This window comes from Sphingomonas lenta (genome assembly GCF_002288825.1).
GTDB lineage: Bacteria > Pseudomonadota > Alphaproteobacteria > Sphingomonadales > Sphingomonadaceae > Sphingomonas > Sphingomonas lenta.
Window position 1 is genome coordinate 589,874 of the sequence record NZ_NSLI01000001.1, and the last position, 23,944, is coordinate 613,817.

Here is a 23,944-nt window from a genome sequence, read left to right on the forward strand (position 1 = left end):
CCCCGGCCCACGCTCTTCACGTCGCGTCGGCCGCTCAGCGGCCGTTGACCGCGAAGTAGACCGACTGGAACACCGGCGGGCCGGCGTCCTGCAGCCCCTCGTTCGCCGCACGGATCGTGCTGCGGTCGGTGCCCGTGCCCGCGCCCGCGACGATGTTGACGCCTGCGACGCCGCTGACCGTGCGGACGATGCCGTTGACGAACACCGCGTCCGAACCGCCGCGCAGGCGGATCGCCGCCGGCGCGTTCGCCGTCTGGATGAAGGTGAAGTTCGCGAGCCGCGGATAGGTGCGCGGCAGCAGGTCCTCGTTGTTGTTCGACTCGATCTCGGCGGCGAAGGAGTCGGCGGTGGCGCCGGTGAGGCGCTGGGCCGCGACGAGGAACTGCGTGAAGCCACGATAGCCGTTGTCGACGTCGAAGCCGTCGTCGTCCGCGCCCGTGATCGCGATGTAGCGAAGGTTCGCAGTGCCGCCGAAGATCTCGATGCCGTCGTCGGCCGAGTTGTGGCTCTGGATGTTGGTCAGCGTCGTGCCCGAGCCCACGCCGCCCAGCGTCAGGCCCTGGAGCTCGTTACCGTCGCTGATCGCGATCCCCGTGTAACGGATCTGCACGAACTGCATCGCGCCGCTGTTGTCGGCGTTGTCGGGCCCGCCGTAGAAGCGGCCGGTCACGCCCTCGATGTTCTGCTGGCAGGTGGTGCTGGAACCGGCGGCGTTGTTCGGCCCGGTGCCGGTGGCGCAGACCTGGGTGGGCGCTTGGCCGAGCAGGATGACGCCGCCCCATAGACCCTGGCTCGCGTCGCTGACGCCGTTGGCGGCCAGGTTCTGCTGCGCGGTGAAGATGATGGGGTTGGCGACGTCGCCGACCGCCTGGATGCGCGAGCCTCGGTTGACGAGGAGCAGGTCCGGCGTCGCCTCGCTCGAGTCCGCCGCCAGGGTCACGCCCGGCGCGATCGTCAGCGTCACGCCCGTGTCCGCGCCCGTCGTGCCCGCGTCGCCGCCGACCTCCGTCTGGCCGCGGAAGCGGTAGAACACGCCCGCGATGCGCGGCAGCGTCAGGCTGGTGCTGACCACCGTCGGGAGGCGGCAGGCGCGGAAGCCGCTGACCAGGCCGTCGTCGGTGGTCCCGGTCGGGCACGCAGCCGTCGCGCCGCCCGTGCCGATGTTCGGCACCGCGGTGCAGGCCTGGCCGCTGCCGCCGAACTGCGCGGTCGACGAGTTGCACGTCCAGCCCTGGAACGAGGTGTCGGTCGGGCCGTTCAGCGCGCCGGCGTAGTTGGTCGATTGAAAGAAGTTGCCGAACGTCGCCGGGTTGCCCGCGGTCACGACGGAGGTGGCGGACGTCGGGTAGACGCCGTTCAGCGCCGAGCCGACGCCGTTGACGTTGTTGTTGGTGCCGGCATTCACCAGCGCGAGCTGCTCGTCGGACGTGATCGTGACGCCGTTGACGGTGGTCTGCGCCGCGAACTGCGCGGCGGTCACCGCCGTGGGGGTCGGCGTGGCGGTCGGGGTCGGCGTAGGCGACGGAGTCGGCGTGGGCGCCGGCTGGACGATGGTGACGCTCCCCGCCCCCGGCGAGGCGACGCTGTCGGAGCCGTCGCAGGATGCGAGCGCCATGCAGGCGACGCTGCCCAGGAGGGCGCGGTTGAACCGCTTGGAAACGCTCATGTCGGAAACTCCCCGTCGATCGTTGACATGCGGGCGTGCGCCCGGGATCGACTCGGTTGCCCCTGTCGATCACCGGGCCGGGTTAGGCGCGCGGGATGACGGGTCCGTGAGAGTTCGGCGACTCGACTGTTACAGGTGGGTTTCCGTTTCGTGACGTTGCTTTGGGGCGACTACACACGTTTGTGGCTGAAACGACCAGCTCACGCGCTGCCGATGAATCCCTTGAGTCGCTCGTGCGTTCTGGTCGCGGGAGCCCCGCATCGGCCGTGCCTGGGCAGCCCGAAGAGCGCGTCCCGCCGGTCGTGCGCCGGCGGGGCGATCGCGCGTGCCGATAACGACGAAGCCCGCCAGGTCTCGCGACCGGCGGGCTCGGAAGATGGTGGGCGCGACAGGGATTGAACCTGTGACCCCACCCGTGTGAAGGGTGTGCTCTACCGCTGAGCTACGCGCCCGAACCTTGTTCGGAAGGCCGCGCCTCTAACCAGGCGGCGCGACCCTGTCCAGCCTCTTAGTTGACCGAGTCCTTGAGGCCCTTGCCGGCCTTGAACTTGGGCTGGCTTGACGCGGCGATGCTCATCGGCTCGCCGGTGCGCGGGTTGCGGCCCGTCGATGCCTTGCGCTTCGACACGGAGAACGTGCCGAAGCCGACCAGCCGAACCTCGTCGCCCTTCTTGAGCGCCGCGGAGATGGCGTCGAACACCGCCTCGACCGCTTTGACGGCGTCGCCCTTGGTGAGCCCGGCGGTGTCGGACACCTGCGCGATCAGCTCCTGCTTGTTCATTCCTGGATTATCCCCTCGATGAGCCCACACGCGAGGACTCCGAGTCCCGCGCCCAAGTTCCCAGAAAAGCGGGCGGGAAAGCGCCTGTCAAACGAAACCGCCGCCGTTCATGGTCAACGGCGGCGGTCGGTGTGTCAGATCGGTTCAGCGCGGGTAACTTGGCCCGCGATCAATGGTGCAGCTCGCCCCCGGCCGGCTGGATCGGCGCGGGCGGCATGGCGGCGAGCTCGTCCGCCTCCGTCCAGTCGATCGCCTCCAGCGGCTCCGTCAACGCGAGGCGCAGCACCTCGTCGACGTGCGTGACGGGCACGATCTTCAGGCCGTTCTTGATCGTGGCGGGCACGTCGGCCAGGTCCTTCTCGTTCTCCTGCGGGATCAGCACCGTCTCGAGGCCGCCCCGCAACGCCGCGAGCAGCTTCTCCTTCAGGCCGCCGATCGGCAGCACGCGGCCGCGCAGCGTCACCTCGCCCGTCATCGCGACCTCCTTGCGGACCGGGATGCCGGTCAGCGTGGAGATGATGGACGTCACCATGCCGATGCCCGCCGACGGGCCGTCCTTCGGCACCGCGCCCTCGGGCAGGTGGATGTGGACGTCCTTGCGGGCGAACAGGCTGGGCTTGATGCCGTAGCTGGGTGCCCGCGCCTTGACGAAGCTGAAGGCGGTCTCGATCGACTCCTTCATCACGTCGCCCAGCTTGCCGGTCACCTTGGCCGCGCCCTTGCCGGGCACGGTGACCGACTCGATCGTCAGCAGCTCGCCGCCGACCTCCGTCCAGGCGAGGCCGGTGACCGCGCCGATCTGGTGCTCGGTCTCCGACAGGCCGTGGCGGAACTTCTGCACGCCGGCATACTCGTGGAGGTTGTCGGGCGTGATAGTCACCGACTGCGTCTTGCCCTCCAGGATTTGGCGCAGCGCCTTGCGCGCGAGCTTGGCGATCTCGCGCTCCAGCGTGCGCACGCCGGCCTCCCGCGTGTAGCGCTGGATCAGCGCACGCAAGCCTTCGGGCGTGAGCGTGAACTCGCCCGGCTTCAGCCCGTGCGCCTCGACCTGCTTGGCGATCAGGTGCCGCTCGGCGATCTCGACCTTCTCGTCCTCCGTGTAACCCTCAAGCCGGATGATCTCCATGCGGTCGAGCAGCGGCTGCGGCAGGTTGAGCGTGTTCGCGGTGCACACGAACATCACGTCCGAAAGATCGATGTCGATCTCGAGATAATGGTCGTTGAAGCGATTGTTCTGCTCGGGGTCTAGCACCTCCAAGAGCGCCGACGCCGGATCGCCGCGGAAATCCTGGCCGAGCTTGTCGATCTCATCGAGCAGGAACAGCGGGTTGGACGCACCCGCCTTGCGCAGGTTGGTGACGATCTTGCCCGGCAGCGAGCCGATATAAGTGCGCCGGTGGCCGCGAATCTCGGCCTCGTCGCGCACGCCGCCCAACGACTGACGGATGAACTCGCGGCCGGTCGCCTTGGCGATCGACTTGCCGAGCGACGTCTTGCCCACGCCGGGCGGGCCGACGAGGCAGAGGATGGGGCCCTTCAGCTTGTTGGTGCGCGCCTGGACCGCGAGGTATTCGAGAATGCGGTCCTTGACCTTGTCGAGCGCGTAGTGGTCCTCGTCGAGCACCTGCTGCGCCACGGCGATGTCGCGCTTGATCTTGGAACGCTTGCCCCAGGGCAGGCCGAGCAGCACGTCGAGATAGTTGCGCACCACCGTCGCCTCGGCGCTCATCGGCGCCATGGTCTTGAGCTTCTTGAGCTCGGCGGTCGCCTTCGTGCGCGCTTCCTTGCTGAGCTTCAGCGTCGCAATCTTCTGCGTCAGCTCGGCGATCTCGTCACCGTCGGACTCCTCATCCGAGTTACCCAGCTCGCGCTGGATCGCCTTAAGCTGCTCGTTCAGGTAATACTCGCGTTGCGTCTTCTCCATCTGGCGCTTGACGCGGCTCTTGATCTTCTTCTCGACCTGCAGGACGCCGAGCTCGCCCTCCATCAGCGCATAGACGCGCTCCAGGCGCTTGGCCGGATCGGCTTCGGCGAGAAGCTGCTGCTTCTCGGGCACTTTGACCTGGATGTTGGCCGCGACCGCGTCGGCGAGGCGCGAGGCGTCGTCGATCTCGCCCAGCTGCACCGCAGTCTCGGCGGGCAGCTTGCGGTTGAGCTTGGCGTAGTTCTCAAATTGGGTGACAACCGAGCGCATCAGAGCGGCGATCTCCGCACCCCCTGCGGTAGCGTCCTCGACCGGCGACACGGTCGCGGTGAGGTAGCCCTCGGTTTCGGCCAGCGCGTCGAGGCTGGCGCGCGCCTTGCCCTCGACGAGCACGCGGACGGTACCATCGGGAAGCTTGAGAAGCTGAAGCACGGTCGCGCTAACGCCAAGGTCGTGGAGCTCGGCGCGGCCGGGGTCGTCCTCGGCGGGATCGAGCTGCGCGACGAGGAAGATCTCCTTGTCCGCCGCCATCGCCGCTTCGAGCGCGGCGACCGACTTATCGCGCCCGACGAAGAGCGGCACGATCATGTGCGGGAAGACGACGATGTCGCGAAGGGGAAGAACGGGAAGCGTTTGGGTCATGTAATCTCCGGCGGGACACGACGGCCCCCTGTCGCGCCCGTATATGGGGCGTGCGCCGGGCGGCATCAATCGCGCTGTTCCCCCGCTGGGCCGGGCGTGCGACAAGCCGCAGATGCTGTCCGCCCTCGTGCTCCTGCTGCTCGCCACCCCCGAACTGCCGCAAAAGGGTGAGCCGCCGCTGACCGAGCGGACCAAGCGGTCGGGCGGGGCGATCGACCCGGAGCAGGCGAAGCTTCGGTTCGACGACGCCGATCTCGCTTTCGAGCTGCTGCCCGACGCGCGGCGGCTGAACGGCACGGCGACGCTGACCTTCACGCCGACGGCGCCGCTGGACGAGCTCAGGATCGACCTCGACCGCAACCTGCCCGTCAGCGCGATCAGCATCGACGGTCGCGCGCTGCCACGGGAGAGCTGGTCGAACCCGGACGGGCGGCTCGTCGTCAAGCTTCCGGGGCGAGTGCCGGCGGGACGAACGTTCCGGGCGCGGATCAGCTATGCCGGCACGCCGCACGTCGCGGTGCGCGCGCCGTGGGACGACGGCGTGGTCTGGAGCCAGGCGCCGGGCGGCCGGACGTGGTTCGCGACGACGGCGCAGGGCTATGGCTGCGACCTGTTCTGGCCGTGCCTCGACTTTCCGACGGGCGAGCCGGCGGCGGCTACGCTCCGCATCACGGTCCCGGCGGGGCTGAGCGCGCCGTCGAATGGGCGGTTGCTCGGCGTCGACAAGCTGCCGGACGGGCGGACGACGTGGAACTGGCGCGTTAAGCGGCCGAACACCTACGGCCTGGCGCTCAACGTCGCACCGTACGAGCAGGTCAGCGGGACGTATCGGAGCCGCTACGGCAACGCGATCCCGATGCACTATTGGCACCTGCCCGGTCGCGCCGCCCAGGCGCGCGGCTTGTTCGCCGAGTTCGCACCGACGCTCGACTTCTTCGAAGCGGTGATCGGCCCCTACCCCTTCGCCGACGAGAAGATGGGCGTGGTCGAGACGCCGCACCTCGGCATGGAGCACCAGACGATCAATGCCTATGGCAACGAGTACCGCAAGGCGGTGGAGGGCTTCGACTGGCTATTCCACCACGAGTTCGCGCACGAATGGTTCGCCAACCAGCTGACCGCGGCCGACTGGGACGATTTCTGGCTGCACGAAGGCTTCGCGACCTACATGCAGCCGCTCTACGGCCGCTGGCGCGAGGGCGAGGCGCGCTACGCCGCGATGATGGACCTGCAGCGCCAGCAGATCACCAACAAGGCCCCGATCGTGCGCGGTCGGCCGATGACCTCCGAAGAGGTGTACGAGACGGCGAAGGGCGGGCCGGGCGTCGACATCTACTACAAAGGATCGTGGATCCTCCACACCTTGCGTAGGCTGATCGGGGACAAGGCGTTCTTCGACGCGACGCGGCTGCTGGTGTATGGCCGGCCCGATCCGCGGCCGGGCAACTTCGCCCCGCGTTTCGCGACCACGCGTGACTTCGAGGGCTATGTGCGCCAGGTAACTGGGCGCGATCACGGCTGGTTCTTTGACACTTACCTACGCCAGGCGGCGCTGCCCGAGTTAATCGAACGGCGCGAAGGCGGTCGGCTTCTGCTCGAATGGCGAACGGCGGCCGGCGCTCCCTTCCCGCTTCCGATTGAGGTGGCCGTGGACGGGCGGATCGAGCACGTGCCAATGACGGGCGGGCGCGGCGTGCTGGCCGTTCCAGCGGGCGCGCACGTCGTCGTGGACCCGCACGCCCGCGTGCTCCGCCGCTCGCTCGCGGTCGAGGCGATGCAGGCGCAGCGCGCCGGCGCGCGCTAGCCGGAGCTTGCCGGCCGTCGGCGCGTTGCCGTCCTGACTAGTCGGGAGCGGAACATGAACCTTGCCCTGAAGCGCGGCGCAGAGGTCGCGGCGATGTTGATGATCGGCGACGGGCTGATCGGGATGCTTCAGCCCAAGCGGCACATCCCGCTCTGGCGGTCCGACTTTCCGCCCCTTCGCGCGGTGGTTCGGCAGTTCGACGGCAAGCCCCTGATCCGGCGGCGGCTCGCCGGACTGGCGCAGGTCGCTATCGGCCTCGCGATGGCTGCGCCGCTTCACCGTCGCGGGTGAGCATCCATCCCGTCGCGGCGAACGCGACGCCGGAGGCGAGGAACACCCAATCCCAGACGCTCGGGCCCATGCGCTCGACGACGTGGTGCAGGCCGAGCAGGTGATGGTCGATCACGCCCTCGACCAAGTTGAACAGCCCCCACCCCATCAGCAGCGCCCCGCCGAACACGCGGCCGGGCACCGCGACGGCCAGGCTCCGAGCCCGCCAGAGCAGGACGACGCCGAGCGCGGTCATGCTCCAGACGAAGGCGTGAAAGAGGCCGTCCCACACCATGTTCACCTTCGCGCCTACCAGCGTGTCGGGGCTGATCCGGGCGGAGAGCATGTTGTGGATCTGCAGAATTTGATGGAACAGGATTCCGTCCACGAAGCCGCCCATGCCGATGCCGATCGCGGTACCTGCCCGGACTACGGCGGCGCGGGCGTCAGCGAGCACGCGCGCCTCCGGTCAGCAGCCACCAAGCCGCCAGGATCGCTGGGGCGGGCGCGAGGGCGGCCAACGCGTCGGGCGCGGAGAGCGCGGCGCGCACCTGTCCCGCGAGGTCGCTGTGGCAGAGCGTGCAGGCGATGGCGAGCATCAAGACGGGACGGTTGAACGCCGCGCCGGTTCCCGACCTGCGCTACGGCACCACCGTGGTGAAAAGGTAGGTCGCCAAAATCACTAGGTGCACGACGCCGCCCAGGATCGTGGTCCGACCCGTGCCCAAGCTGAGCGTCGCGACGAGCAACGACAACGCCAGCAGCGTCAGCCCCTTGGCCTCGACCCCGAGCGCTAGCGGCAGGTCCAACGCGAGCGATACCAGGGCTACGCTGGGGATCGTCAAGCCGATCGTCGCCAGCGCGGAGCCGAGCGCGAGGTTCAGGCTCGTCTGCAACCGATTCCGCTTCGCCGCGCGGTAGGCGGCGAGGCTCTCGGGCGCGAGGACCAACGCGGCGATGACGACGCCCACCGTGGCGAGCGGCAGGCCCGCCGCCCGCACTCCGGCCTCCAGAGTTCCGGCAAGTGCCTTGGCGAGGAAGACTACGCCGAACAGCGCGGCTCCCAAGGTCGCGAGCGAGATCCAGGCGGCTTGGCTGGTCGGCGGCTCGGCGTGGGCGTCGTCCGGCAGGTCGCCGCCGGGCGGCAGGAAGTAGTCGCGATGCCTGACCGTCTGCACCAGCACGAACGCGCCATAAAGGACAACCGACACGATCGCCACGAACAGCAGCTGGGCCGGCGAGTAGATCGGCCCGGGCACGGTCGCGGTGTAGTTGGGCAGCACCAGCGCGAGCACGGCTAGGGCCGCGAGCACCGTCAGAGCGTGGCTGGCACCCTGGAGCGAGAAGTGCTGCTCGCGATGGCGCAACCCGCCCGCCAGCAGACAGAGCCCGACGATCCCGTTCAGGATCAGCATGATCGCCGCGAAGACGGTGTCGCGGGCCAGTGTCGTCGCCCCGCCGCTCTCCGACAGCATGAGCGAGACGATCAGCGACACCTCGATCACGGTGACCGCGACCGCGAGAAGCAGCGTGCCGAACGGCTCGCCGACGCGGTGCGCGACGACCTCGGCGTGATGTACCGCGGCCAGGACCGCGCCGATCAGGACCGCGGCGGCGAGCAGCACGCCGACAAGGCCCAGCTTAGGCAATCCCAGCACGACGGCGACGACGCCGGCCGCTGGGAAGAGGAAGGTCCAGAGCGGAGAGCCGGCGGGACGGGTCACGCCGGCTCCCCTCGTTCAGCTCGGACGGTGCGCGGCCTCAGGCCGCGCCGGCCTTCTCGGCGTAAACGCGGATGGGCTCCTTGCGGCCCTCGACCACGTCCTTGTCGACCATCACTTCGTCGACGCCGTTCATGCTCGGCAGGTCGAACATGGTGTCGAGCAGGATCGCCTCCAGGATGGAGCGAAGACCGCGGGCGCCCGTCTTACGCTCGATCGCCTTCTTAGCGACCGTGACGAGCGCGTCGTCGGTGAAGCCGAGATGGACGTCCTCCATCTCGAACAGCTTCTGATACTGCTTCACCAGCGCGTTCTTGGGCTGGGTCAGGATCTTGACCAGCGCGTCCACGTCGAGGTCTTCGAGCGTCGCGATCACCGGCAGGCGGCCGACGAACTCGGGGATGAGGCCGAACTTGAGCAGGTCCTCCGGCTCGGTCTGGCGAAGCACCTCGCCCGTACGCTTCTCCTCCGGAGCCGCGACATAGGCGCCGAAGCCGATCGACTTGCCCTGGAGACGGTCGCCGATGATCTTCTCTAGGCCGCTGAACGCGCCGCCGCAGATGAACAGGATGTTGGTCGTGTCGACCTGCAGGAACTCCTGTTGCGGGTGCTTGCGCCCGCCCTGGGGCGGCACGGAGGCGGTGGTACCCTCCATGAGCTTTAAGAGCGCCTGCTGCACGCCCTCGCCCGACACGTCGCGAGTGATGGACGGGTTCTCGGCCTTGCGGCTGATCTTGTCGATCTCGTCGATATACACGATGCCGCGCTGCGCCCGCTCGACGTTATAGTCGGACGCCTGGAGCAGCTTGAGGATGATGTTCTCGACGTCCTCGCCGACGTAACCCGCCTCGGTGAGCGTGGTGGCGTCGGCCATCGTGAAGGGCACGTCGAGGATGCGCGCCAGCGTCTGCGCGAGCAGCGTCTTGCCGCAGCCGGTCGGCCCGACGAGCAGGATGTTCGATTTGGCGAGCTCGACGTCGGCGCCCTTCTGGCCATGGTTGAGGCGCTTATAGTGGTTGTGGACCGCCACCGAGAGGACGCGCTTGGCCTGCTTCTGCTCGATGACATAGTCGTCGAGGACGTCGCAAATCTCCTGCGGGGTCGGCACGCCGCCGTCCTTCTTGGACACGAGCGCGGACTTGGTCTCCTCGCGGATGATGTCGTTGCACAGCTCCACGCACTCGTCGCAGATGAAGACGGTGGGGCCCGCGATCAGCTTGCGCACCTCGTGCTGCGACTTGCCGCAGAAGGAGCAATAGAGGGTGCTCTTCGAGTCGCCACCGCTCAGCTTGGTCATTCAGTCACCTATTCGGGGCGGATCGGGGGAGCCGCCGGTTCGGGAGGGGAGTGTAGCGCCCCACCCTTGTCTCACAAACGAAATACGCCGTTAACGCCCAATCGTTCAGCTCAGGCCGCCGCGGCCATTTCGTCGGTCGGCACGGGACGCTTGTCGAACACCTCGTCGATCAAGCCGAACTCCTTGGCCTCGTTCGCCTCCAGGAAGGTGTCGCGGTCCATGCGGCGCTCGATCTCCTCCAGCGGTTGGCCGGTGTACTGGGCGTAGAGCTGGTTCATGCGCTGACGGATGCGCAGGATCTCCTTGGCCTGGATCTCGATGTCCGACGCCATGCCCTGCGCGCCGCCCGACGGCTGGTGGATCATGATCCGCGAGTTGGTGAGCGCCACGCGCATGCCCTTCTCGCCGCTCGCGAGCAGGAACGAGCCCATGGACGCCGCCTGGCCGATGCACACCGTGCCAACGCGCGGGCGGATGTACTGCATGGTGTCGTGGATCGCCATGCCCGCCGTCACCACGCCGCCCGGCGAGTTGATGTACATGAAGATGTCCTTCTTCGGGTTCTCCGACTCGAGGAAGAGCAGCTGGGCGGTGATGAGCGAAGCCATCCCGTCCTCCACGCCGCCCGTCACGAAGACGATGCGCTCGCGCAGCAGGCGGGAGAAGATGTCGAAGCTGCGTTCGCCGCGGTTCGACTGCTCGATCACGATAGGAACGAGCCCGGCGTGGCTGGGCTGGAGGCCGACGCCGGCCTGCAGGAGCGGTTGCGCGAAGTCGCCGGTCTCGAACGGATTGTGCATGGAAAACTCTCTTATGCCCTTTGGACGAGCCTACATCGCGTGCCCGGAAGGCTTGTTCAACCCCCGTCCGGGGTAGGTGTTGAGTGAAGTCGGAGGTCCCGAGTCGCGGCGCTGGAAGTTCAGGAACTTCAGCCTACGTCCCGGCCGGAACCGCCCCCAGGCAAGGTTTGGAAGGCGGGTCGAACGGCCGAACGGGTCGAAGATGGCGATCATGCCCGAAGGCTGGGCGCGGTTCTCCAACTTGGCAAGCCGCCGCCGTCAGGCGCCTGGCGCCGGATGGGCCAGATAGGCGAGCCGCCTCACCTCGCGGCGACCACGGACGACCGTGTCCAGGATCAGACCTGCGAAGAAGCTGAGCGCGGCGAGGATCATCAGGCCCGTCGCGAGGATCGCCGTCGGAAAGCGCGGCACCAGACCGATCTCGGCGTATGTGATCGCCAGCGGGATGGCGAGCGCGACCGAGAGCGCCGCCAGGAACGCCGCGAATGCGCCGAAATACAGGAGCGGCCGCTCGATCCGGTACAGCGTCAGGATGGTGGACAGAATACGCCAGCCGTCGCCGTAGGTGCTGAGCTTGGACGCGGAGCCTTCCGGGCGGGCGAAATAGGGCGTGGGCACCTCGGCGCAGGGCATCTTCAGCTCTAGCGCGTGGACGCTGATCTCCGTCTCGATCTCGAATCCGGCGGAGAGCGAGGGAAAGCTCTTCACGAAGCGGCGCGAGAAGACGCGATAGCCGGACAGGATGTCGGTGAAACTGCGCCCGAACAGGCGCGCGAGCATGCCGGTCAGGAGCTTGTTGCCGAAGCGGTGGCCGCGGCGGTACGCCTCGACCGCCTCGCCGATCCGGGAGCCGACGATCATGTCGAGCTGCTCGTCCAGCAGCTTGCCGACGAGCTTGGGCGCGGAGGCCGCGTCGTAGGTCGCGTCGCCGTCCGCCATCACGTACACGTCCGCGTCCACGTCGGCGAACATGCGGCGGACCACCGCGCCCTTGCCCTGGATGCGCTCAGACCGGACGACCGCGCCGGCCGCGCGCGCGACCTCGACGGTGCGGTCGCGGCTGTTGTTGTCGTAGACGTAGACCGTCGCGGTCGGCAGCGCGGCGCGGAAGCCCGCGACCGTCTGCGCGATCGCGGCCTCTTCATTGTAGCAGGGGAGCAGAACGGCGATGCGTGGTTGAGTCATGACCGCCCTTTCTCCATCCCAGCCGTCACCCCGGACCTGTTCCAGGGTCCATCGTCGTACGCGCATACCGGCCGGATCGTGCGCACAACGATGAATGCCGGAACAAGTCCGGCATGACGGGAGAGATTAGCCGACGCGCTTAGGCCTCGGCCGCCTTGGCCTTCTTCGCGCGCGGCTTCTTGGCTACGGGCACGGTCGCATCTTCGGCGGTCGTTCCCTCGGCGGCCTCCGCGGCGACCGGGCTGGACTCCAGCACCTGCGTCTCCGCCTCGATCGGGGCGCCCTTCTTCGCGCGCGGCTTCTTGGCCTTGGGCGCGTCCTCGGTCTCAATGGCGATCACCTCGGGCGCGACCGCCGCGTCTTCACCCTTCGCCTTCTTCGCGCGCGGCTTCTTCACCGGCGCGGCCTGCTCGGCGGAAGCGGCCTCGGCGTGGTCGTGGCCGCAGCCCGGCCCGTGCACATGGCCGTCCTCGTCATCGTGCGTGTGGACGTGCGTACCGGTCGCGAAGCCGTCCTCGCTCTCGATGGCGCGCTCCAGCTCCTCGCGGCTGGTCTCGCGATCGGTGATCTCCGCCTTGCCGAACAGGAAGTCGACGACCTTGTCCTCGTACAGCGGCGCGCGCAGCTGGGCGGCGGCCATCGGCTCCTGCTGGACGTACTGGATGAAGCGCTGGCGATCCTCGGGGCCGTATTGCTGCGCCGCCTGCGCGATCAGCCGGTTCATCTCCTGCTGGCTGACCTCGACGCCGTTCGCCTGGCCGATCTCCGACAAGAGCAGCCCCAGGCGCACGCGGCGCTCGGCGATGCGGCGGTAATCGTCGCGCTCGGACTCCAAGTCGGCACGCGCCTTGTCCGGGTCGGCCTCGTGCGTCGCCTCATGCTCGAGCTGCGCCCAGATCTGGTTGAACTCGGCGTCGACCATCGACGGCGGGACCTCGAAGTCGTGGCCTTCGGCGAGCTGGTCGAGCAGCTTGCGCTTCATGTGCGTGCGGGTGAGCTGGTTGTGCTCCTGCTCGATCTGGCCGCGGATCAGGCCGCGCAGCTGCTCGAGCGACTCCAACCCTAAGTTCTTCGCGAGCTCGTCGTCGATTTTGCTCTCGCCCGCGGTCTTCACGGCCTTGATGGTGAGATCGAACGTCGCGTCCTTGCCGGCCAGCTCCTTGGCTTGGTAGTCGGACGGGAAGGTCACGGTGATCCGGCGCTCCTCGCCCGCCTTGGCGCCGACGATCTGGTCCTCGAAGCCGGGGATGAGGCGGCCCGAGCCGATCTCGACCGACATGTCCTCGCCCGTGCCGCCCTCGAACGCGACGCCGTCCATCGTCTTGCCGATGAAGTCGGTGACGACAAGATCGCCCTGCTCCGCCGCCTTGTCGCCGGCATCCTCCCACCGCTTTGCGCCGCTGGCGAACTTGGCGATCTGCTCGTCGACCTGTTCGTCGCTGACGGGAACGGTCAGGCGCTCGAGCTTCAGGTCTTCGATCGCGGGCGCGGGCACCTGGGGCAGCACCTCGAGCGAGACGGTGACCTCCGCGTCGCCGCCGGGCTGGTAACCCTCGCCGAGCTCGACGGAGGGCTGCATCGCCGGGCGGAGCTGCTTCTCGGCCATGAGCGACTGCACCCCCTGCTGGATCGAGCTGTTGAGCGCGTCCTGCTGGATCGCGGGGCCGTGCATCTTGCGGACGAGGTTGGCAGGGACCTTGCCAGGGCGGAAGCCGGGCATGCGGATCTGCGGCGCGATGCGCTTCAGCTCCTGATCGACACGCGCGTCGATCTCCTTGGAGGTGATGGTCAGGCGGTAGGCGCGGCGGAGGCCCTCGTTCAACGTCTCGACAGTCTGCATCTTACGCCTTCGAAAGAAGTGGAAACCTGTTCGGCGGAGAGGTTGTCCCGCTGAGCCGGGCGGGACTGGTGCGGGCGAAGGGACTCGAACCCCCACATCTTGCGATACTGGAACCTAAATCCAGCGCGTCTACCAGTTCCGCCACGCCCGCACATACGGACCCGCCGTCGCGGGCGGTCCTATAACGGGCGGCGCGGGAGCGCAACCGCGGGCGACACGGGGCGTTGGTGGGTCGAAGGAGAAACATGATGGCCACCCAGCCCCCGCCCGAGACGCCCGTGCCCAGCCAGCCCGTCTCGCCCGATCCCGCCCCGACCGAGTTTCCGGCGCCCTCGCCCGATTTCGATCAGCCCTCGCCCGGCACCATGCCCGACGATCCGGGCACGGCCAGCCCGATGGGCTTCGGCTCATCGAGCCGCGTCGGCGACCGCGAGCCGGGCGACACGGACGATATCGGCTCGACCGACCGGATGACGAGCGAGACCGGCGGCCTCGCCGGCACGAGCCGCTGAGGAGCGCGGGTATGCAGGATCAGGAAGCGCAGCCGAACGGCATGCCGCAGGCGAGCGGCACCGACCCGGAACTCCGCCCGACGGGCGACGACCGCGGCGATCCGCGGTCGGACCTGGAGCAGATGGTTCAATCCCGCTCCGATGCGATGGCTCGCGGCGAGGGGGGACCGGAGCCGGACCCGATGACCAAGTCGGGCGAGTATTCGGGCGTGAGCGGCGACGGCGGCGAAGTGAAGAACCAGGGGCTGACGCAGCAGTAGTGCAAGCCGCCCGCGCTCAGGAGGCCGTCGCTTCCTCGCAGCGCGGGCTCGCCGGCTTGCCCGTGAGCAGGTCGCCGAAGTCGCGAGCGGCGGCCGCGATGCCCTGATCCAGCAGCGCGTCCGGTTGTCGGGCATCGCCGTTCAGCGCGAAATCGGCGCAGGTGACGTAGGTCGCTTCGGGCTCGCGCACACCCGTGCGGTGAACGCGCCAGCGGATCGCGATCTCGCCGCGACCGCTCATCGAGCGTTTGGGGCTGAGCTTCCGTAGCAGGCCGTACTGTTTGAGGCAGGCGCTTGCCTCGAGGCGGATTACGTCGCCGACGATGCGTCGCTCGCCCACGGGTGGGCTGCCGATGCGATCGTCCGCGGGCATGTCGGCTCGGACGCCGCGCTCGCCTAAAGTCGTTGCAACGAGGCGCGCCGCGCGGGCGGGATCATGCGCGACGTCCGACCAGCGCAGCTTGCCGGCGGGGGCGCAGATCAGGCCGGAGCGCAACGCGCCGACCGTGTCCGACCCGGACAGCTCCGACCGGATCGGCGCGACGACGTAGCTGGTCGAGGTCTGCGCGGCCGCGGCTCCGCTCGACAGGATCGCGAGCGAGACGGCGACCACGCGGGCTGGCACTCAGCCCAGCGCCTTTTTCAGCAGCTCGTTGACGACGCCCGGATTGGCCTTGCCGCCCATCGCCTTCATCGTTTGGCCGACGAAGAAGCCGAACAGCTTGTCCTTACCCGAACGGTACTCGGCTACCTTGTCGGCATTGGCGGCAATCACCTTGGCGATTTCCGCCTCGATCGCGCCGGTGTCGCTGGTCTGCTTGAGGCCGCGCTCCTCGACGATCTTGCCCGCGTCGTCGCCGGTCTCGAGCATAACCTCGAAGACCTGCTTCGCCAGGCTGCCCGACAGCGTGCCGTCGGCAACGAGCTTGAGGAGTTCGGCGGCCTGGGCCGGCGAAACGGGGCAGTCCTCGATCGAGCGGCCGAGGCGGTTCAACGCGCCGAACAGCTCTGCCGCGACCCAGTTCGACGCCTGCTTCGCGTCGGAACCTGCTTCGAGCAGCGCGTCGAACCAGCGGGCGGTCTCGACTTCGGCGGTCAGCACGCCCGCGTTGTAGGGGCTCACCCCCGCAGCCTCGTAGCGGCGGCGCTTGGCGTCGGGTAGCTCGGGGAGCGAGGCGCGGCACTCCTCCAGGAACGCGTCGTCCAGCTCGAGGGGGAGCAGGTCGGGATCGGGGAAGTAACGATAGTCGTGCGCGTCCTCCTTGGAACGCATCGACCGCGTCGTGCCCGTGTCCGGGTTGAACAGCCGCGTCTCCTGGACGATCTGCCCGCCGCCCTCCAGCACGTCGACCTGGCGCGACGCCTCGTGCTCGATCGCCTGCATGACGAACCGGACCGAGTTGACGTTCTTGGTCTCCGTGCGCGTGCCGAACGGTTCGCCGGGGCGGCGCACCGAGACGTTGACGTCGGCGCGCATGGAGCCTTCCTCCATGTTGCCATCGCAGCTGCCGACGTAGCGCAGAACGTTACGGAGCTTGCGCAGGTACGCGCCGGCTTCGGCGGGCGAGCGCATGTCGGGGCGCGAGACGATCTCCATCAGCGCCACGCCCGAGCGGTTGAGGTCGACGTACGAGCGTGTCGGGTGCTGGTCGTGCATCAGCTTGCCCGCGTCCTGCTCGACATGGATGCGTTCGACGCCGATCGTCTTGGTCGCGTCCGGGTTCTTCTCGTCCACCGCGACCTCGATCGCGCCCTCGCCGACGAGCGGGTGATAGAGCTGGCTGATCTGATAACCCTGGGGCAGGTCGGCGTAGAAGTAGTTCTTGCGGTCGAAGCGGGACCAGCGGTTGATCTGCGCCTCCAGCGCCATGCCGGTGCGCACCGCCTGGCGGATGCACTCCTTATTCGGCACGGGCAGCATGCCGGGCATGGCGGCGTCGACGAGCGACACCTGCGAGTTCGGCTCCGCGCCGAACGCGGTCGCCGCGCCCGAGAAGAGCTTGGCGTTGGACGTGACCTGCGCATGGACCTCCAGGCCGATCACGACCTCCCACTCGCCCGTCGCGCCCTGGATACGATAGTCAGACATCAAGTTCCTTCTCGTCCACCCTCGTCACGTATCCGGACAGCCCTGCGAACGCGAGCCAAGCTCCCATCATGGCCATCAAAATTCGCCAATCCAGGCCGGCTGCGATCGCCGAAACGCTAAGCACGAAGACATATACCAGCGCGCCACCAAGATAGCGTCTCACGTACTTACCTTGGCGGCGAGCGACATACTCCCCGAATAAGATGATGAAATTGGCTCCGATCGCGAGCTCGAACAAGATTGCGGCGAGCAACAGGTCACTACCGAGATCAACCTGCTGTCTTGAAAACCCCAGCCCTATGTATGCGCCCAACGCCCCACCGAATACAAGGTCAGCGGACCGCGATCTAACCTTGAACAGTTCGGCGACGCGTGTCCGGCGAGATGGCTGGTTCACCACCAAGCCTCCGGCCGCGCCTTGAAGTCGGCCCGTTCTTCGATCGCCAGTCCCGCGTTCAGCACGGACTGCTCGTCCAGCGCTTTCCCGATGATCTGCAGGCCGAGCGGTAGGCCCTGCTTGTCGAGGCCGCCCGGCACTGACATCGCGGGCAGTCCGACGAGCGAGCTCGGCACGGTGAACACGTCGTTCAAGTACATCGCGATCGGGTCCGCCGACTTCTCGCCCAGGGCGAAAGCGGCGCTCGGCGCGGTGGGCGTCAGTAGGACGTCGCACTTCTCCCATGCCTGCTCGAAATCGCGGGCGATGAGCGCGCGGACCTTCTGCGCCTGGGTGTAGTAGGCGTCGTAGAAGCCGGCCGACAGCACGTAGGTGCCGATCATGATGCGGCGCTTGACCTCGGGGCCGAAGCCGTCGGCGCGGGTCGCGGCGTACATGTCCTGCAGCCCTGCTCCGTCGGGCAGGTCGCGCAGGCCGTAGCGAACGCCGTCGTAGCGGGCGAGGTTGGACGAGGCCTCGGCGGGCGCGATGATGTAGTAGGCGGGGAGCGCGTACTTGGTGTGCGGGAGCGACACCTCGACGATCTCTGCGCCCGCGCCGCGCATCCATTCAACGCCCTTCCGCCACAGCGCCTCAATTTCCTCGGGCATGTTGTCGACGCGGTACTCGACGGGCACGCCGACCCGCTTGCCCTTCATGTCGGACGAGAGGTTCGCCTCCCACCGCGGCACGTCGAGCTGAAGCGAGGTCGCGTCCTTGGGGTCGAAGCCGGCCATCGCCTCCAAGAGGATCGCGCAGTCGCGCACGTCCTGGGCCATGGGACCCGCCTGGTCGAGGCTCGACGCGAAGGCGATCGTGCCCCAGCGCGAGCAGCGGCCGTAGGTCGGCTTGATGCCGCTGATGCCGGTGAAAGCCGCGGGCTGTCGGATCGAGCCGCCCGTGTCGGTGCCGGTCGCGCCCGGGCACAGCCGCGCCGCCACCGCCGCCGAGCTGCCGCCCGACGATCCGCCGGGTGCTAGCGGGGCGTTGCTCCCGTCTTTGCGCCGCCAGGGCGAGATTACGTTGCCGAAATAGCTCGTCTCGTTAGACGAGCCCATCGCGAACTGGTCCATGTTGAGCTTGCCCAGCATGCCCGCGCCCGCGTTCCAGAGGTTCTGCGTGACGGTGGACTCGTAGGGCGGCGTGAAGCCCTCCAGGATGTGGCTCGCGGCCGTGGTCGCGACGCCGCGGGTCGCGAACAGGTCCTTGATGCCGAGCGGCACGCCCGCGAGCGGCTTCGGCTCCTCGCCGGCCGCGCGCGCCCGGTCGGCGGCGTCGGCCTGGCCAAGCGCATGGTCGGGCGTCTCGACCAGGAAGGCGTTGAGCGCCTTCGCTCGCGAGACCTTGGCGCTGAATGCCTCGGCGGCTTCGCGCGCGGAGAAGGCGCCGGAGCGGAAGCCGTCGCGAAGGCCGGCAACGCCGAGATCGGTGATGTCGGCCATTACTCGATCACCTTAGGCACGGTGAAAAAGCCGTGCTCGGCTTGGGGCGCGTTGGCGAGCACCTGATCGCGGATGCCGCCGTCGGTCACCTCGTCCTCGCGAAGGCGCAGCTTGTTGGGGATCACGGCCGTCATCGGCTCGACGCCCGACGTGTCGACCTCGCCCAGCTGCTCGATCCAGCCGAGGATGTTGTTGAGCTCGGGCGTGTAATGGTGCGCCTCTTCGTCGCTGATCGCGATGCGGGCGAGCTTCGCGATGCGTTTCACGGTTGCTTCGTCGACTGACATGGGCGGGCGGCTAACGCGCAGGGAGCGGCGTTGCAAGCGCGCCGCGCTTCCGGCAAGGGCGCAGGCACATGGCCCGCAAGTTCCTGTACGTCGTCGCGGCGATCACGGTGTTGTTCATCGCCGGCGCCTTCGCCTACCGCCTGTTCGGCAACGACCTGATCAAGGCCGCGCTCGTGCCGGGCGAAGCGTTCAAGGCGCAAGCCGCCACAGCTTCGCGTGCCTATGACGACCCGCGCATGTGGGTCGCCCATCCGCGGCTCGCCGGCAACCCGGCGCAGTGGACGCCGTCGGGTTATCAGCGCGCCGCGAACCCGCCCGCCGCGGTGTTCTTCATCCACCCCACTTCGTACATCTCGCGCGACAGCTGGAACGCGCCGATGGAGCCGGACGGGGAAACGCGCTTTCGCACGGGCGTGTTCGTGCGCGGCCAGGCGAGCGCGTTCAACGAAGCCGGCGACGTGTACGCGCCGCGCTACCGCCAGGCCACGTTCGGCGCGTTCCTGACGAACGAGGAGGACTCGAACCGAGCACTCGGCCTCGCATACCGTGATGTGGAGGCGGCATTCGACGCGTTCCTGCGCCAGGTGGACGAGGACCGCCCGATCGTGCTGGCCGGGCATAGCCAGGGTGGGCTGCATTTGACGACGCTGCTGCGTGAGAGAGTGGCGCGTGAGCCGGCGCTGCGGGATCGCGTGGTCGCAGCGTACGTCGTGGGCTGGCCCGTGTCGCGCGCGACTGACCTCGCCGCGCTCGGACTGCCGGAGTGTCGGACGGGCGAGCAGGCGGGCTGCGTCCTGTCGTGGCAGAGCTTCGCCGAGCCGGCGGATACGTCGCTGATCACCGAGACGTACGATGCGACGACGGGCTTCAACGGACAGTCGCGGCGCGGTACGCCGTTCGTGTGCACCAACCCGCTGACGGGCACGGCGAACGGCGCGGCCCCGGCGAGCGCGAATCTGGGCACGCTGGTGCCGTCCGAAGACCTGAACACGGCCACCATTGTTCCGAACGCGGTTCCGGCCCGGTGCGACGGTGGGCGCGGGTTCCTCCTCATCGGCGAGCCGCCGAACCTGACCCGCTACGTGCTGCCCGGCAACAACTACCACGTGTACGACTACAGCCTGTTCTGGGCCAATGTCCGCGCGGACGTGGGCCGGCGGCTCCGGGCGTTCCAGGCGCGGTGATCACCGCCGACCGCGACGCGTTTCGCGCGGCGCTGCCGGAGGGCGGGCGGCTGATCGGGTTGGACGTGGGCACCAAGACGATCGGCACGGCGCTGTGCGACGCGGGGTGGAGCTTCGCCTCCCCCGCCCTGCTTATCCGCCGAACCAAGTTCCAGAAGGACAAGGCCGCGCTCGCCGACCTGATCCGTCAGCAGCAAGTGGCGGGGCTCGTGATCGGCCTGCCGCTCAACCTGGACGGGACGGAGAGCCCCCGCTCGCAGTCGACGCGCGCCTTTGCGCGCAACGTCGAGGATCTGGGGCCGGTGTTCCTGTGGGACGAGCGCTGGTCCACCCAGGCCGTGACCCGCACCCTGTTGGAGCAGGATGCGAGCCGGGCCAAGCGGGCGGAACTGGTGGATAAGATGGCGGCCGCCTACATTCTTCAGGGTGCAATCGATGCGCTGGCGGCGCAGTAGCCGTCGGCGACTACTCCTCCAGCGTCCAGCGCACCGGTCGCAGCGTCAACGTGCCTGGGACGGGCTCGCCCGCCGCGTTGAGCGCGGGGGTGAAGCGGCCGTTGCGGGTCGCCAGCCGGCAGGTGGTCTGATCCAGGTCCTCGTTGCCGCTCGAGACCGCGACGCGGCAGCCCGTGACGCGGCCGGTCACGCCCACGTCGACCGTGACGCTCACCCGCCCTTCCGCGCCGGCCCGTCGCGCGGCGGCGGGGTAGCTGTCCCGCGGAAACCAGTAGCCCTGGTCGCCCCGCGGCTGCAGCCCGCGCGACAGGTTCACGGGCGGCGCGACGGGCGGGGTCGGCGGCGGGGCGATCTCGATCCGGATCGGCGGGACGGGAGGCGGTGGAGGCGTGATCACCGTGGTGCCGACGAGATCGACCGTATCGGGCCGAGGCACGACGGCTTCGGGGATGTGGAGCGGCGGCACGGGCGTGTCCACGCGCTCAACGACCTCCTTGACCGGCTCGGGCGGGGGCGGCGTTTCGATCGGCTTGTCCAGCGGGATGAGCTTCACGACGGTGGGTGGCGCCTTCGGCCTCGGCGCGGTGGTCACCACGAAACCTGTCAGGAGCGCCGCGCCCAATCCGAGCTGCACGAGCGCGGCGGAGCCCATAGCGATCGTCTTGTTCTGCTTCTGGTCTGCGTAGGCCATGAGACCTCTCCTCGGTCGCCGCCGGGCCTCATGCCCGGTCGGCATGCGCGATGTTGCAACATCACGTGCGGAACACGTTATAGTGTAACATTGTTCCGTGCAAGCCGGCTTCGACGCGCCGATCAGGTCAGGGGAGGAGCAAGGTGCTGCCTCGCGTCTCGCCCGCTTCCAGTGCACGATGGGCGTCGGCGGCGTCGGCGAGCGCGAATGTCTGCCCAACTTCCGGCCGGATCGCGCCGTCGCGCAGCATCGACCACAGGCGCTCGACGCCGGCAGCACGTTCGCCGGGCTCGCGATAGTAGTCGAACAGCGTGGGCCGCGTCACGAACAGCGATCCTTTGGCCGCGAGCTGCCCTAAGTTGACGCCCGTCACCGGCCCGCCCGCGTTGCCGTAGCTGACGAGCAGCCCGCGGCGTTTGAGGCTGTTCATTGACGCCTCCCAGCTCGCTTGGCCGACGCTGTCGAGCGACACGTCCGCGCCCTCGCCGCCCGTGATCTCGCGCACGCGAGCGGCGACGTCCTCATGCCTGTGCAGCAGCACGTGGTCGGCCCCGAGCTCGCGCACGCGCGCCGCCTTTTCTTCCGTGCCGACGACGGCGACCACCGTCGCGCCGACGCGCTTCAGCCAGCCGACGAGGATCTGCCCCACCCCGCCCGCCGCCGCCCAGACGAGCACGATCTGGCCCGCCCGCACATGCGCGCAGCGCTCGATGAGGAATTCGGCGGTGCAGCCCTTGAGCAGTATGGCGGCCGCGGTGCGGTCGTCCACGTCGTCGGGCAGGCGAAAGAGCTCGGTCGCGGGCAGGTTGCGCGCGGTGGCGTAGGCGCCCCGGCTCGGCCCGAAGGTCGCGACGCGGTCGCCTGGGCGTAGATCGACGTTCTCGCCCACCGCCTCGACCAAGCCCGCCGCCTCCATGCCCAGCCCGCCCGGCAGCGGGACCGGGTAGATGCCCGACCGATGGTAGGTGTCGATGTAGTTGAGACCGATCGCGGTGTTCCGCATCCGGACCTCGCCTGGACCGGGCGGCGGCAGCTCGACCTCGCGCCAGCCGATAACCTCCGGCCCACCTGTCCGCTCGATCATCGCGACGCGTTCCATGCCCCTCACCTCTCGTTTCGGGTTGCAACCGGCCTGCACCCGCAGCAAACCGCGTTTTCGAACGAGGCTCATGGAGAGGCGCGATGAAGAGCTACCTCAGACACTATATCGACGGCCAGTGGGTCGAGTCGGAGGGCGGCCGCACTTGGGCCGTCATCGACCCGTCGACCGAGCAGCCCGTCACCGAGATAACGCTCGGCACCCCCGCCGACGTCGATAAGGCTGTCGCCGCCGCCCGCCGCGCGTTCGAGAGCTGGTCGCAGACGAGCGTGGAGGAGCGCACCGCCCAGCTCCAGCGGATCGCGGAGGAGTATAAGAAGCGCATCCCCGATTTCGCCAAGGCGATGAGCGAGGAGATGGGCGCGCCGATGGGGCTCGCCACCATGGCGCAGGCACCGACCGGGCTCGGGCACTTCATGGCGACGCTGAAGGCGCTCGCCGACTTCAAGTGGGAGGAGCAGGTCGGCCGCGCCAAGGTGGTTCACGAGCCATTGGGCGTGGTGGCGATGATCACGCCGTGGAACTGGCCGCTCAACCAGATCTGCGCCAAGGTCGCCCCCGCGCTCGCGGCGGGCGATACGATGGTACTGAAGCCGTCGGAGGAGGCGCCGACCTGCGCGATCATCCTGGCCGAGGTGCTGGACGCGGCGGGCGTGCCCGCGGGCGTGTTCAACCTCGTCAACGGTGACGGGCCGGGCGTAGGCGCAGCGCTGTCGGCGCACCCGGACGTGGACATGGTGAGCTTCACCGGCTCGACCCGCGCCGGCATCGCGGTCGCGCAAGCCGCGGCGACGACGGTCAAGCGCGTGCATCAGGAGCTGGGCGGCAAAGCGCCTAACCTGGTGCTCGAAGGCGCGGACCTGTCGCTGCTGCCGAACACGGTGGCGGGCGTGCTCGCCAATTCCGGCCAGAGCTGCATCGCGCCGACGCGGCTGCTGATCCACAAGAGCCAGGTCGCGGACGCCACGCAGGTGATCAAGTCGATGATGGAGCAGACGCCCGTCGGCGATCCGGCCGAGATGGGCCAGCATATCGGCCCCGTCGTCAACAAGGCGCAGTTCGAGAAGATCCAGGGCCTGATCCAGTCGGCGATCGACGAGGGCGCGACCCTGGTGACGGGCGGCCCCGGCCGGCCGGACGGGCGCAACGCGGGCTATTACGTCCGCCCGACGCTGTTCGCCGACGTCACCCCCGACATGCGCATCGCGCAGGAAGAGGTGTTCGGCCCCGTAGCGACGATCACAGCGTACGACGACGAGGGGGAGGCGATCCGTATCGCCAACGGCACACCCTACGGTTTGTCGGCGACGATCACCGGTGATCCAGAAAAGGCGGCGAAGATCGCGCCCAAGCTCCGCGCGGGGCTGGTCACGATCAACAGCTGGAGTCCCGACATCGCCGCGCCCTTCGGCGGGTATAAGCAGTCAGGTAACGGGCGCGAGAATGGGAAGTACGGGTTGGCGGACTTCGTGGAGGTGAAGACGGTCGTGGGACTGCCTTCCTAAGTTCCTCCCCCGCATCGAAGGCGCGGGCGAGGGGGACCGCTCGCATAGCGAGTG

Annotated in this window: 24 protein-coding genes and 2 tRNA genes; 7 read left to right on the forward strand and 19 right to left on the reverse strand. The window is 68.6% G+C overall.

What is annotated here, in order from left to right:
* Window positions 1–34: 34 nt before the first annotated feature.
* The 4 genes from CKY28_RS02865 to lon all read right to left on the reverse strand — a co-directional run bounded on the left by CKY28_RS02865 (window position 35) and on the right by lon (window position 5,013).
* Window positions 35–1,666: a hypothetical protein gene (locus CKY28_RS02865; RefSeq protein ID WP_095996797.1), complete on the reverse strand. Its 1,632-nt coding sequence runs from the start codon at window positions 1,664–1,666 to the stop codon at window positions 35–37.
* A gap of 377 nt (window positions 1,667–2,043) precedes the next feature.
* Window positions 2,044–2,118, reverse strand: a tRNA-Val gene (locus CKY28_RS02870).
* 56 nt (window positions 2,119–2,174) lie between these two features.
* Window positions 2,175–2,447: an HU family DNA-binding protein gene (locus tag CKY28_RS02875; RefSeq protein ID WP_095996798.1), complete on the reverse strand. Its 273-nt coding sequence runs from the start codon at window positions 2,445–2,447 to the stop codon at window positions 2,175–2,177.
* A 169-nt stretch (window positions 2,448–2,616) separates the two neighbouring features.
* On the reverse strand, window positions 2,617–5,013 hold the full coding sequence (gene lon, locus CKY28_RS02880; protein ID WP_095996799.1) for an endopeptidase La: 2,397 nt from the start codon (window positions 5,011–5,013) through the stop codon (window positions 2,617–2,619).
* 112 nt (window positions 5,014–5,125) lie between these two features.
* Here lon and CKY28_RS02885 point away from each other — a divergent pair, with 112 nt between their 5' ends.
* Both CKY28_RS02885 and CKY28_RS02890 read left to right on the forward strand, forming a co-directional pair.
* On the forward strand, window positions 5,126–6,817 hold the full coding sequence (locus tag CKY28_RS02885) for a M1 family metallopeptidase (protein ID WP_095996800.1): 1,692 nt from the start codon (window positions 5,126–5,128) through the stop codon (window positions 6,815–6,817).
* A 54-nt stretch (window positions 6,818–6,871) separates the two neighbouring features.
* A complete protein-coding gene (locus tag CKY28_RS02890; protein WP_095996801.1) occupies window positions 6,872–7,108 on the forward strand; it encodes a hypothetical protein in 237 nt (78 codons plus the stop codon).
* Here CKY28_RS02890 and CKY28_RS02895 read toward each other — a convergent pair.
* From CKY28_RS02895 to CKY28_RS02925, 8 genes are all read right to left on the reverse strand, one after another.
* Window positions 7,065–7,544, reverse strand: a complete 480-nt coding sequence (locus tag CKY28_RS02895) for a DUF2243 domain-containing protein (protein ID WP_095996802.1) — start codon at window positions 7,542–7,544, stop codon at window positions 7,065–7,067. The two genes, CKY28_RS02890 and CKY28_RS02895, sit on opposite strands and share 44 nt — an antisense overlap.
* Window positions 7,534–7,686 carry a hypothetical protein gene (locus tag CKY28_RS18500; RefSeq protein WP_176472925.1) on the reverse strand — a complete coding sequence of 51 codons (153 nt, stop codon included), beginning with the start codon at window positions 7,684–7,686 and terminating at the stop codon, window positions 7,534–7,536. The genes CKY28_RS02895 and CKY28_RS18500 overlap by 11 nt, the downstream gene beginning before the upstream one ends.
* A gap of 42 nt (window positions 7,687–7,728) precedes the next feature.
* Complete coding sequence (locus CKY28_RS02900; RefSeq protein ID WP_176472926.1) at window positions 7,729–8,811, reverse strand: calcium:cation antiporter; 1,083 nt, start codon at window positions 8,809–8,811, stop codon at window positions 7,729–7,731.
* Between the two features lie 37 nt (window positions 8,812–8,848).
* Window positions 8,849–10,105: an ATP-dependent Clp protease ATP-binding subunit ClpX gene (gene clpX, locus CKY28_RS02905; RefSeq protein ID WP_095996803.1), complete on the reverse strand. Its 1,257-nt coding sequence runs from the start codon at window positions 10,103–10,105 to the stop codon at window positions 8,849–8,851.
* A 110-nt stretch (window positions 10,106–10,215) separates the two neighbouring features.
* Window positions 10,216–10,905 carry an ATP-dependent Clp endopeptidase proteolytic subunit ClpP gene (clpP, locus tag CKY28_RS02910; protein WP_095996804.1) on the reverse strand — a complete coding sequence of 230 codons (690 nt, stop codon included), beginning with the start codon at window positions 10,903–10,905 and terminating at the stop codon, window positions 10,216–10,218.
* Window positions 10,906–11,163: 258 nt separating this feature from the next.
* Window positions 11,164–12,090 carry a glycosyltransferase family 2 protein gene (locus tag CKY28_RS02915; RefSeq protein ID WP_095996805.1) on the reverse strand — a complete coding sequence of 309 codons (927 nt, stop codon included), beginning with the start codon at window positions 12,088–12,090 and terminating at the stop codon, window positions 11,164–11,166.
* A 139-nt stretch (window positions 12,091–12,229) separates the two neighbouring features.
* Window positions 12,230–13,930, reverse strand: coding sequence for a trigger factor (tig, locus tag CKY28_RS02920; RefSeq protein ID WP_095996806.1), 1,701 nt, complete (start codon window positions 13,928–13,930; stop codon window positions 12,230–12,232).
* 66 nt (window positions 13,931–13,996) lie between these two features.
* Window positions 13,997–14,081: transfer RNA gene (locus tag CKY28_RS02925), tRNA-Leu, on the reverse strand.
* Window positions 14,082–14,175: 94 nt separating this feature from the next.
* Here CKY28_RS02925 and CKY28_RS02930 point away from each other — a divergent pair.
* Both CKY28_RS02930 and CKY28_RS02935 read left to right on the forward strand, forming a co-directional pair.
* On the forward strand, window positions 14,176–14,442 hold the full coding sequence (locus CKY28_RS02930; protein WP_095996807.1) for a hypothetical protein: 267 nt from the start codon (window positions 14,176–14,178) through the stop codon (window positions 14,440–14,442).
* Between the two features lie 11 nt (window positions 14,443–14,453).
* The gene (locus tag CKY28_RS02935) at window positions 14,454–14,702 is read left to right on the forward strand and encodes a hypothetical protein (protein WP_342747126.1); all 249 of its coding nucleotides are present in this window, start codon (window positions 14,454–14,456) and stop codon (window positions 14,700–14,702) included.
* Between the two features lie 16 nt (window positions 14,703–14,718).
* Here CKY28_RS02935 and CKY28_RS02940 read toward each other — a convergent pair whose 3' ends face one another.
* The 5 genes from CKY28_RS02940 to gatC are packed head-to-tail and all read right to left on the reverse strand — an operon-like array spanning window position 14,719 to window position 18,956.
* The gene (locus CKY28_RS02940) at window positions 14,719–15,327 is read right to left on the reverse strand and encodes a hypothetical protein (protein WP_141243830.1); all 609 of its coding nucleotides are present in this window, start codon (window positions 15,325–15,327) and stop codon (window positions 14,719–14,721) included.
* Complete coding sequence (gene gatB / locus CKY28_RS02945) at window positions 15,328–16,791, reverse strand: Asp-tRNA(Asn)/Glu-tRNA(Gln) amidotransferase subunit GatB (RefSeq protein WP_095996809.1); 1,464 nt, start codon at window positions 16,789–16,791, stop codon at window positions 15,328–15,330. It abuts the gene before it with no gap.
* On the reverse strand, window positions 16,784–17,188 hold the full coding sequence (locus CKY28_RS18140; protein WP_141243831.1) for a hypothetical protein: 405 nt from the start codon (window positions 17,186–17,188) through the stop codon (window positions 16,784–16,786). Before CKY28_RS18140 ends, gatB begins: the two co-directional genes overlap by 8 nt.
* Window positions 17,185–18,669: an Asp-tRNA(Asn)/Glu-tRNA(Gln) amidotransferase subunit GatA gene (gene gatA, locus CKY28_RS02955; protein ID WP_095996811.1), complete on the reverse strand. Its 1,485-nt coding sequence runs from the start codon at window positions 18,667–18,669 to the stop codon at window positions 17,185–17,187. Before gatA ends, CKY28_RS18140 begins: the two co-directional genes overlap by 4 nt.
* A complete protein-coding gene (gene gatC, locus CKY28_RS02960) occupies window positions 18,669–18,956 on the reverse strand; it encodes an Asp-tRNA(Asn)/Glu-tRNA(Gln) amidotransferase subunit GatC (protein ID WP_095996812.1) in 288 nt (95 codons plus the stop codon). The genes gatA and gatC overlap by 1 nt, the downstream gene beginning before the upstream one ends.
* Before the next feature lie 68 nt (window positions 18,957–19,024).
* On the opposite strand from gatC, the gene CKY28_RS02965 reads away from it, so the two are divergent.
* Window positions 19,025–20,140, forward strand: coding sequence for a DUF3089 domain-containing protein (locus tag CKY28_RS02965; RefSeq protein WP_095996813.1), 1,116 nt, complete (start codon window positions 19,025–19,027; stop codon window positions 20,138–20,140).
* Window positions 20,137–20,595 carry a Holliday junction resolvase RuvX gene (ruvX, locus tag CKY28_RS02970; RefSeq protein WP_095996814.1) on the forward strand — a complete coding sequence of 153 codons (459 nt, stop codon included), beginning with the start codon at window positions 20,137–20,139 and terminating at the stop codon, window positions 20,593–20,595. Before CKY28_RS02965 ends, ruvX begins: the two co-directional genes overlap by 4 nt.
* 10 nt (window positions 20,596–20,605) lie before the next feature.
* Here ruvX and CKY28_RS02975 read toward each other — a convergent pair whose 3' ends face one another.
* Both CKY28_RS02975 and CKY28_RS02980 read right to left on the reverse strand, forming a co-directional pair.
* Complete coding sequence (locus tag CKY28_RS02975) at window positions 20,606–21,286, reverse strand: TonB family protein (RefSeq protein ID WP_095996815.1); 681 nt, start codon at window positions 21,284–21,286, stop codon at window positions 20,606–20,608.
* 127 nt (window positions 21,287–21,413) lie between these two features.
* On the reverse strand, window positions 21,414–22,385 hold the full coding sequence (locus CKY28_RS02980) for a quinone oxidoreductase family protein (RefSeq protein ID WP_095996816.1): 972 nt from the start codon (window positions 22,383–22,385) through the stop codon (window positions 21,414–21,416).
* 83 nt (window positions 22,386–22,468) lie between these two features.
* Here CKY28_RS02980 and CKY28_RS02985 point away from each other — a divergent pair, with 83 nt between their 5' ends.
* A complete protein-coding gene (locus CKY28_RS02985) occupies window positions 22,469–23,890 on the forward strand; it encodes an aldehyde dehydrogenase family protein (RefSeq protein WP_095996817.1) in 1,422 nt (473 codons plus the stop codon).
* Window positions 23,891–23,944 lie beyond the last annotated feature (54 nt).

Excerpts from the sequence above, each read along its gene's own strand:
- CKY28_RS02980 (WP_095996816.1), bottom strand. The coding sequence starts at position 22,385 with ATGGAACGCGTCGCGATGATCGAGCGGACAGGTGGGCCGGAGGTTATC.
- clpP (WP_095996804.1), bottom strand. The coding sequence starts at position 10,905 with ATGCACAATCCGTTCGAGACCGGCGACTTCGCGCAACCGCTCCTGCAG.
- CKY28_RS02915 (WP_095996805.1), bottom strand. The coding sequence starts at position 12,090 with ATGACTCAACCACGCATCGCCGTTCTGCTCCCCTGCTACAATGAAGAG.
- CKY28_RS02875 (WP_095996798.1), bottom strand. The coding sequence starts at position 2,447 with ATGAACAAGCAGGAGCTGATCGCGCAGGTGTCCGACACCGCCGGGCTC.
- gatA (WP_095996811.1), bottom strand. The coding sequence starts at position 18,669 with ATGGCCGACATCACCGATCTCGGCGTTGCCGGCCTTCGCGACGGCTTC.
- CKY28_RS02930 (WP_095996807.1), top strand. The coding sequence starts at position 14,176 with ATGATGGCCACCCAGCCCCCGCCCGAGACGCCCGTGCCCAGCCAGCCC.
- CKY28_RS02890 (WP_095996801.1), top strand. The coding sequence starts at position 6,872 with ATGAACCTTGCCCTGAAGCGCGGCGCAGAGGTCGCGGCGATGTTGATG.
- CKY28_RS02965 (WP_095996813.1), top strand. The coding sequence starts at position 19,025 with ATGGCCCGCAAGTTCCTGTACGTCGTCGCGGCGATCACGGTGTTGTTC.
- CKY28_RS02985 (WP_095996817.1), top strand. The coding sequence starts at position 22,469 with ATGAAGAGCTACCTCAGACACTATATCGACGGCCAGTGGGTCGAGTCG.
- CKY28_RS02865 (WP_095996797.1), bottom strand. The coding sequence starts at position 1,666 with ATGAGCGTTTCCAAGCGGTTCAACCGCGCCCTCCTGGGCAGCGTCGCC.
- CKY28_RS02975 (WP_095996815.1), bottom strand. The coding sequence starts at position 21,286 with ATGGCCTACGCAGACCAGAAGCAGAACAAGACGATCGCTATGGGCTCC.
- gatB (WP_095996809.1), bottom strand. The coding sequence starts at position 16,791 with ATGTCTGACTATCGTATCCAGGGCGCGACGGGCGAGTGGGAGGTCGTG.
- CKY28_RS18500 (WP_176472925.1), bottom strand. The coding sequence starts at position 7,686 with ATGCTCGCCATCGCCTGCACGCTCTGCCACAGCGACCTCGCGGGACAG.
- lon (WP_095996799.1), bottom strand. The coding sequence starts at position 5,013 with ATGACCCAAACGCTTCCCGTTCTTCCCCTTCGCGACATCGTCGTCTTC.
- CKY28_RS02885 (WP_095996800.1), top strand. The coding sequence starts at position 5,126 with ATGCTGTCCGCCCTCGTGCTCCTGCTGCTCGCCACCCCCGAACTGCCG.
- tig (WP_095996806.1), bottom strand. The coding sequence starts at position 13,930 with ATGCAGACTGTCGAGACGTTGAACGAGGGCCTCCGCCGCGCCTACCGC.
- clpX (WP_095996803.1), bottom strand. The coding sequence starts at position 10,105 with ATGACCAAGCTGAGCGGTGGCGACTCGAAGAGCACCCTCTATTGCTCC.
- gatC (WP_095996812.1), bottom strand. The coding sequence starts at position 18,956 with ATGTCAGTCGACGAAGCAACCGTGAAACGCATCGCGAAGCTCGCCCGC.
- CKY28_RS02935 (WP_342747126.1), top strand. The coding sequence starts at position 14,454 with ATGCAGGATCAGGAAGCGCAGCCGAACGGCATGCCGCAGGCGAGCGGC.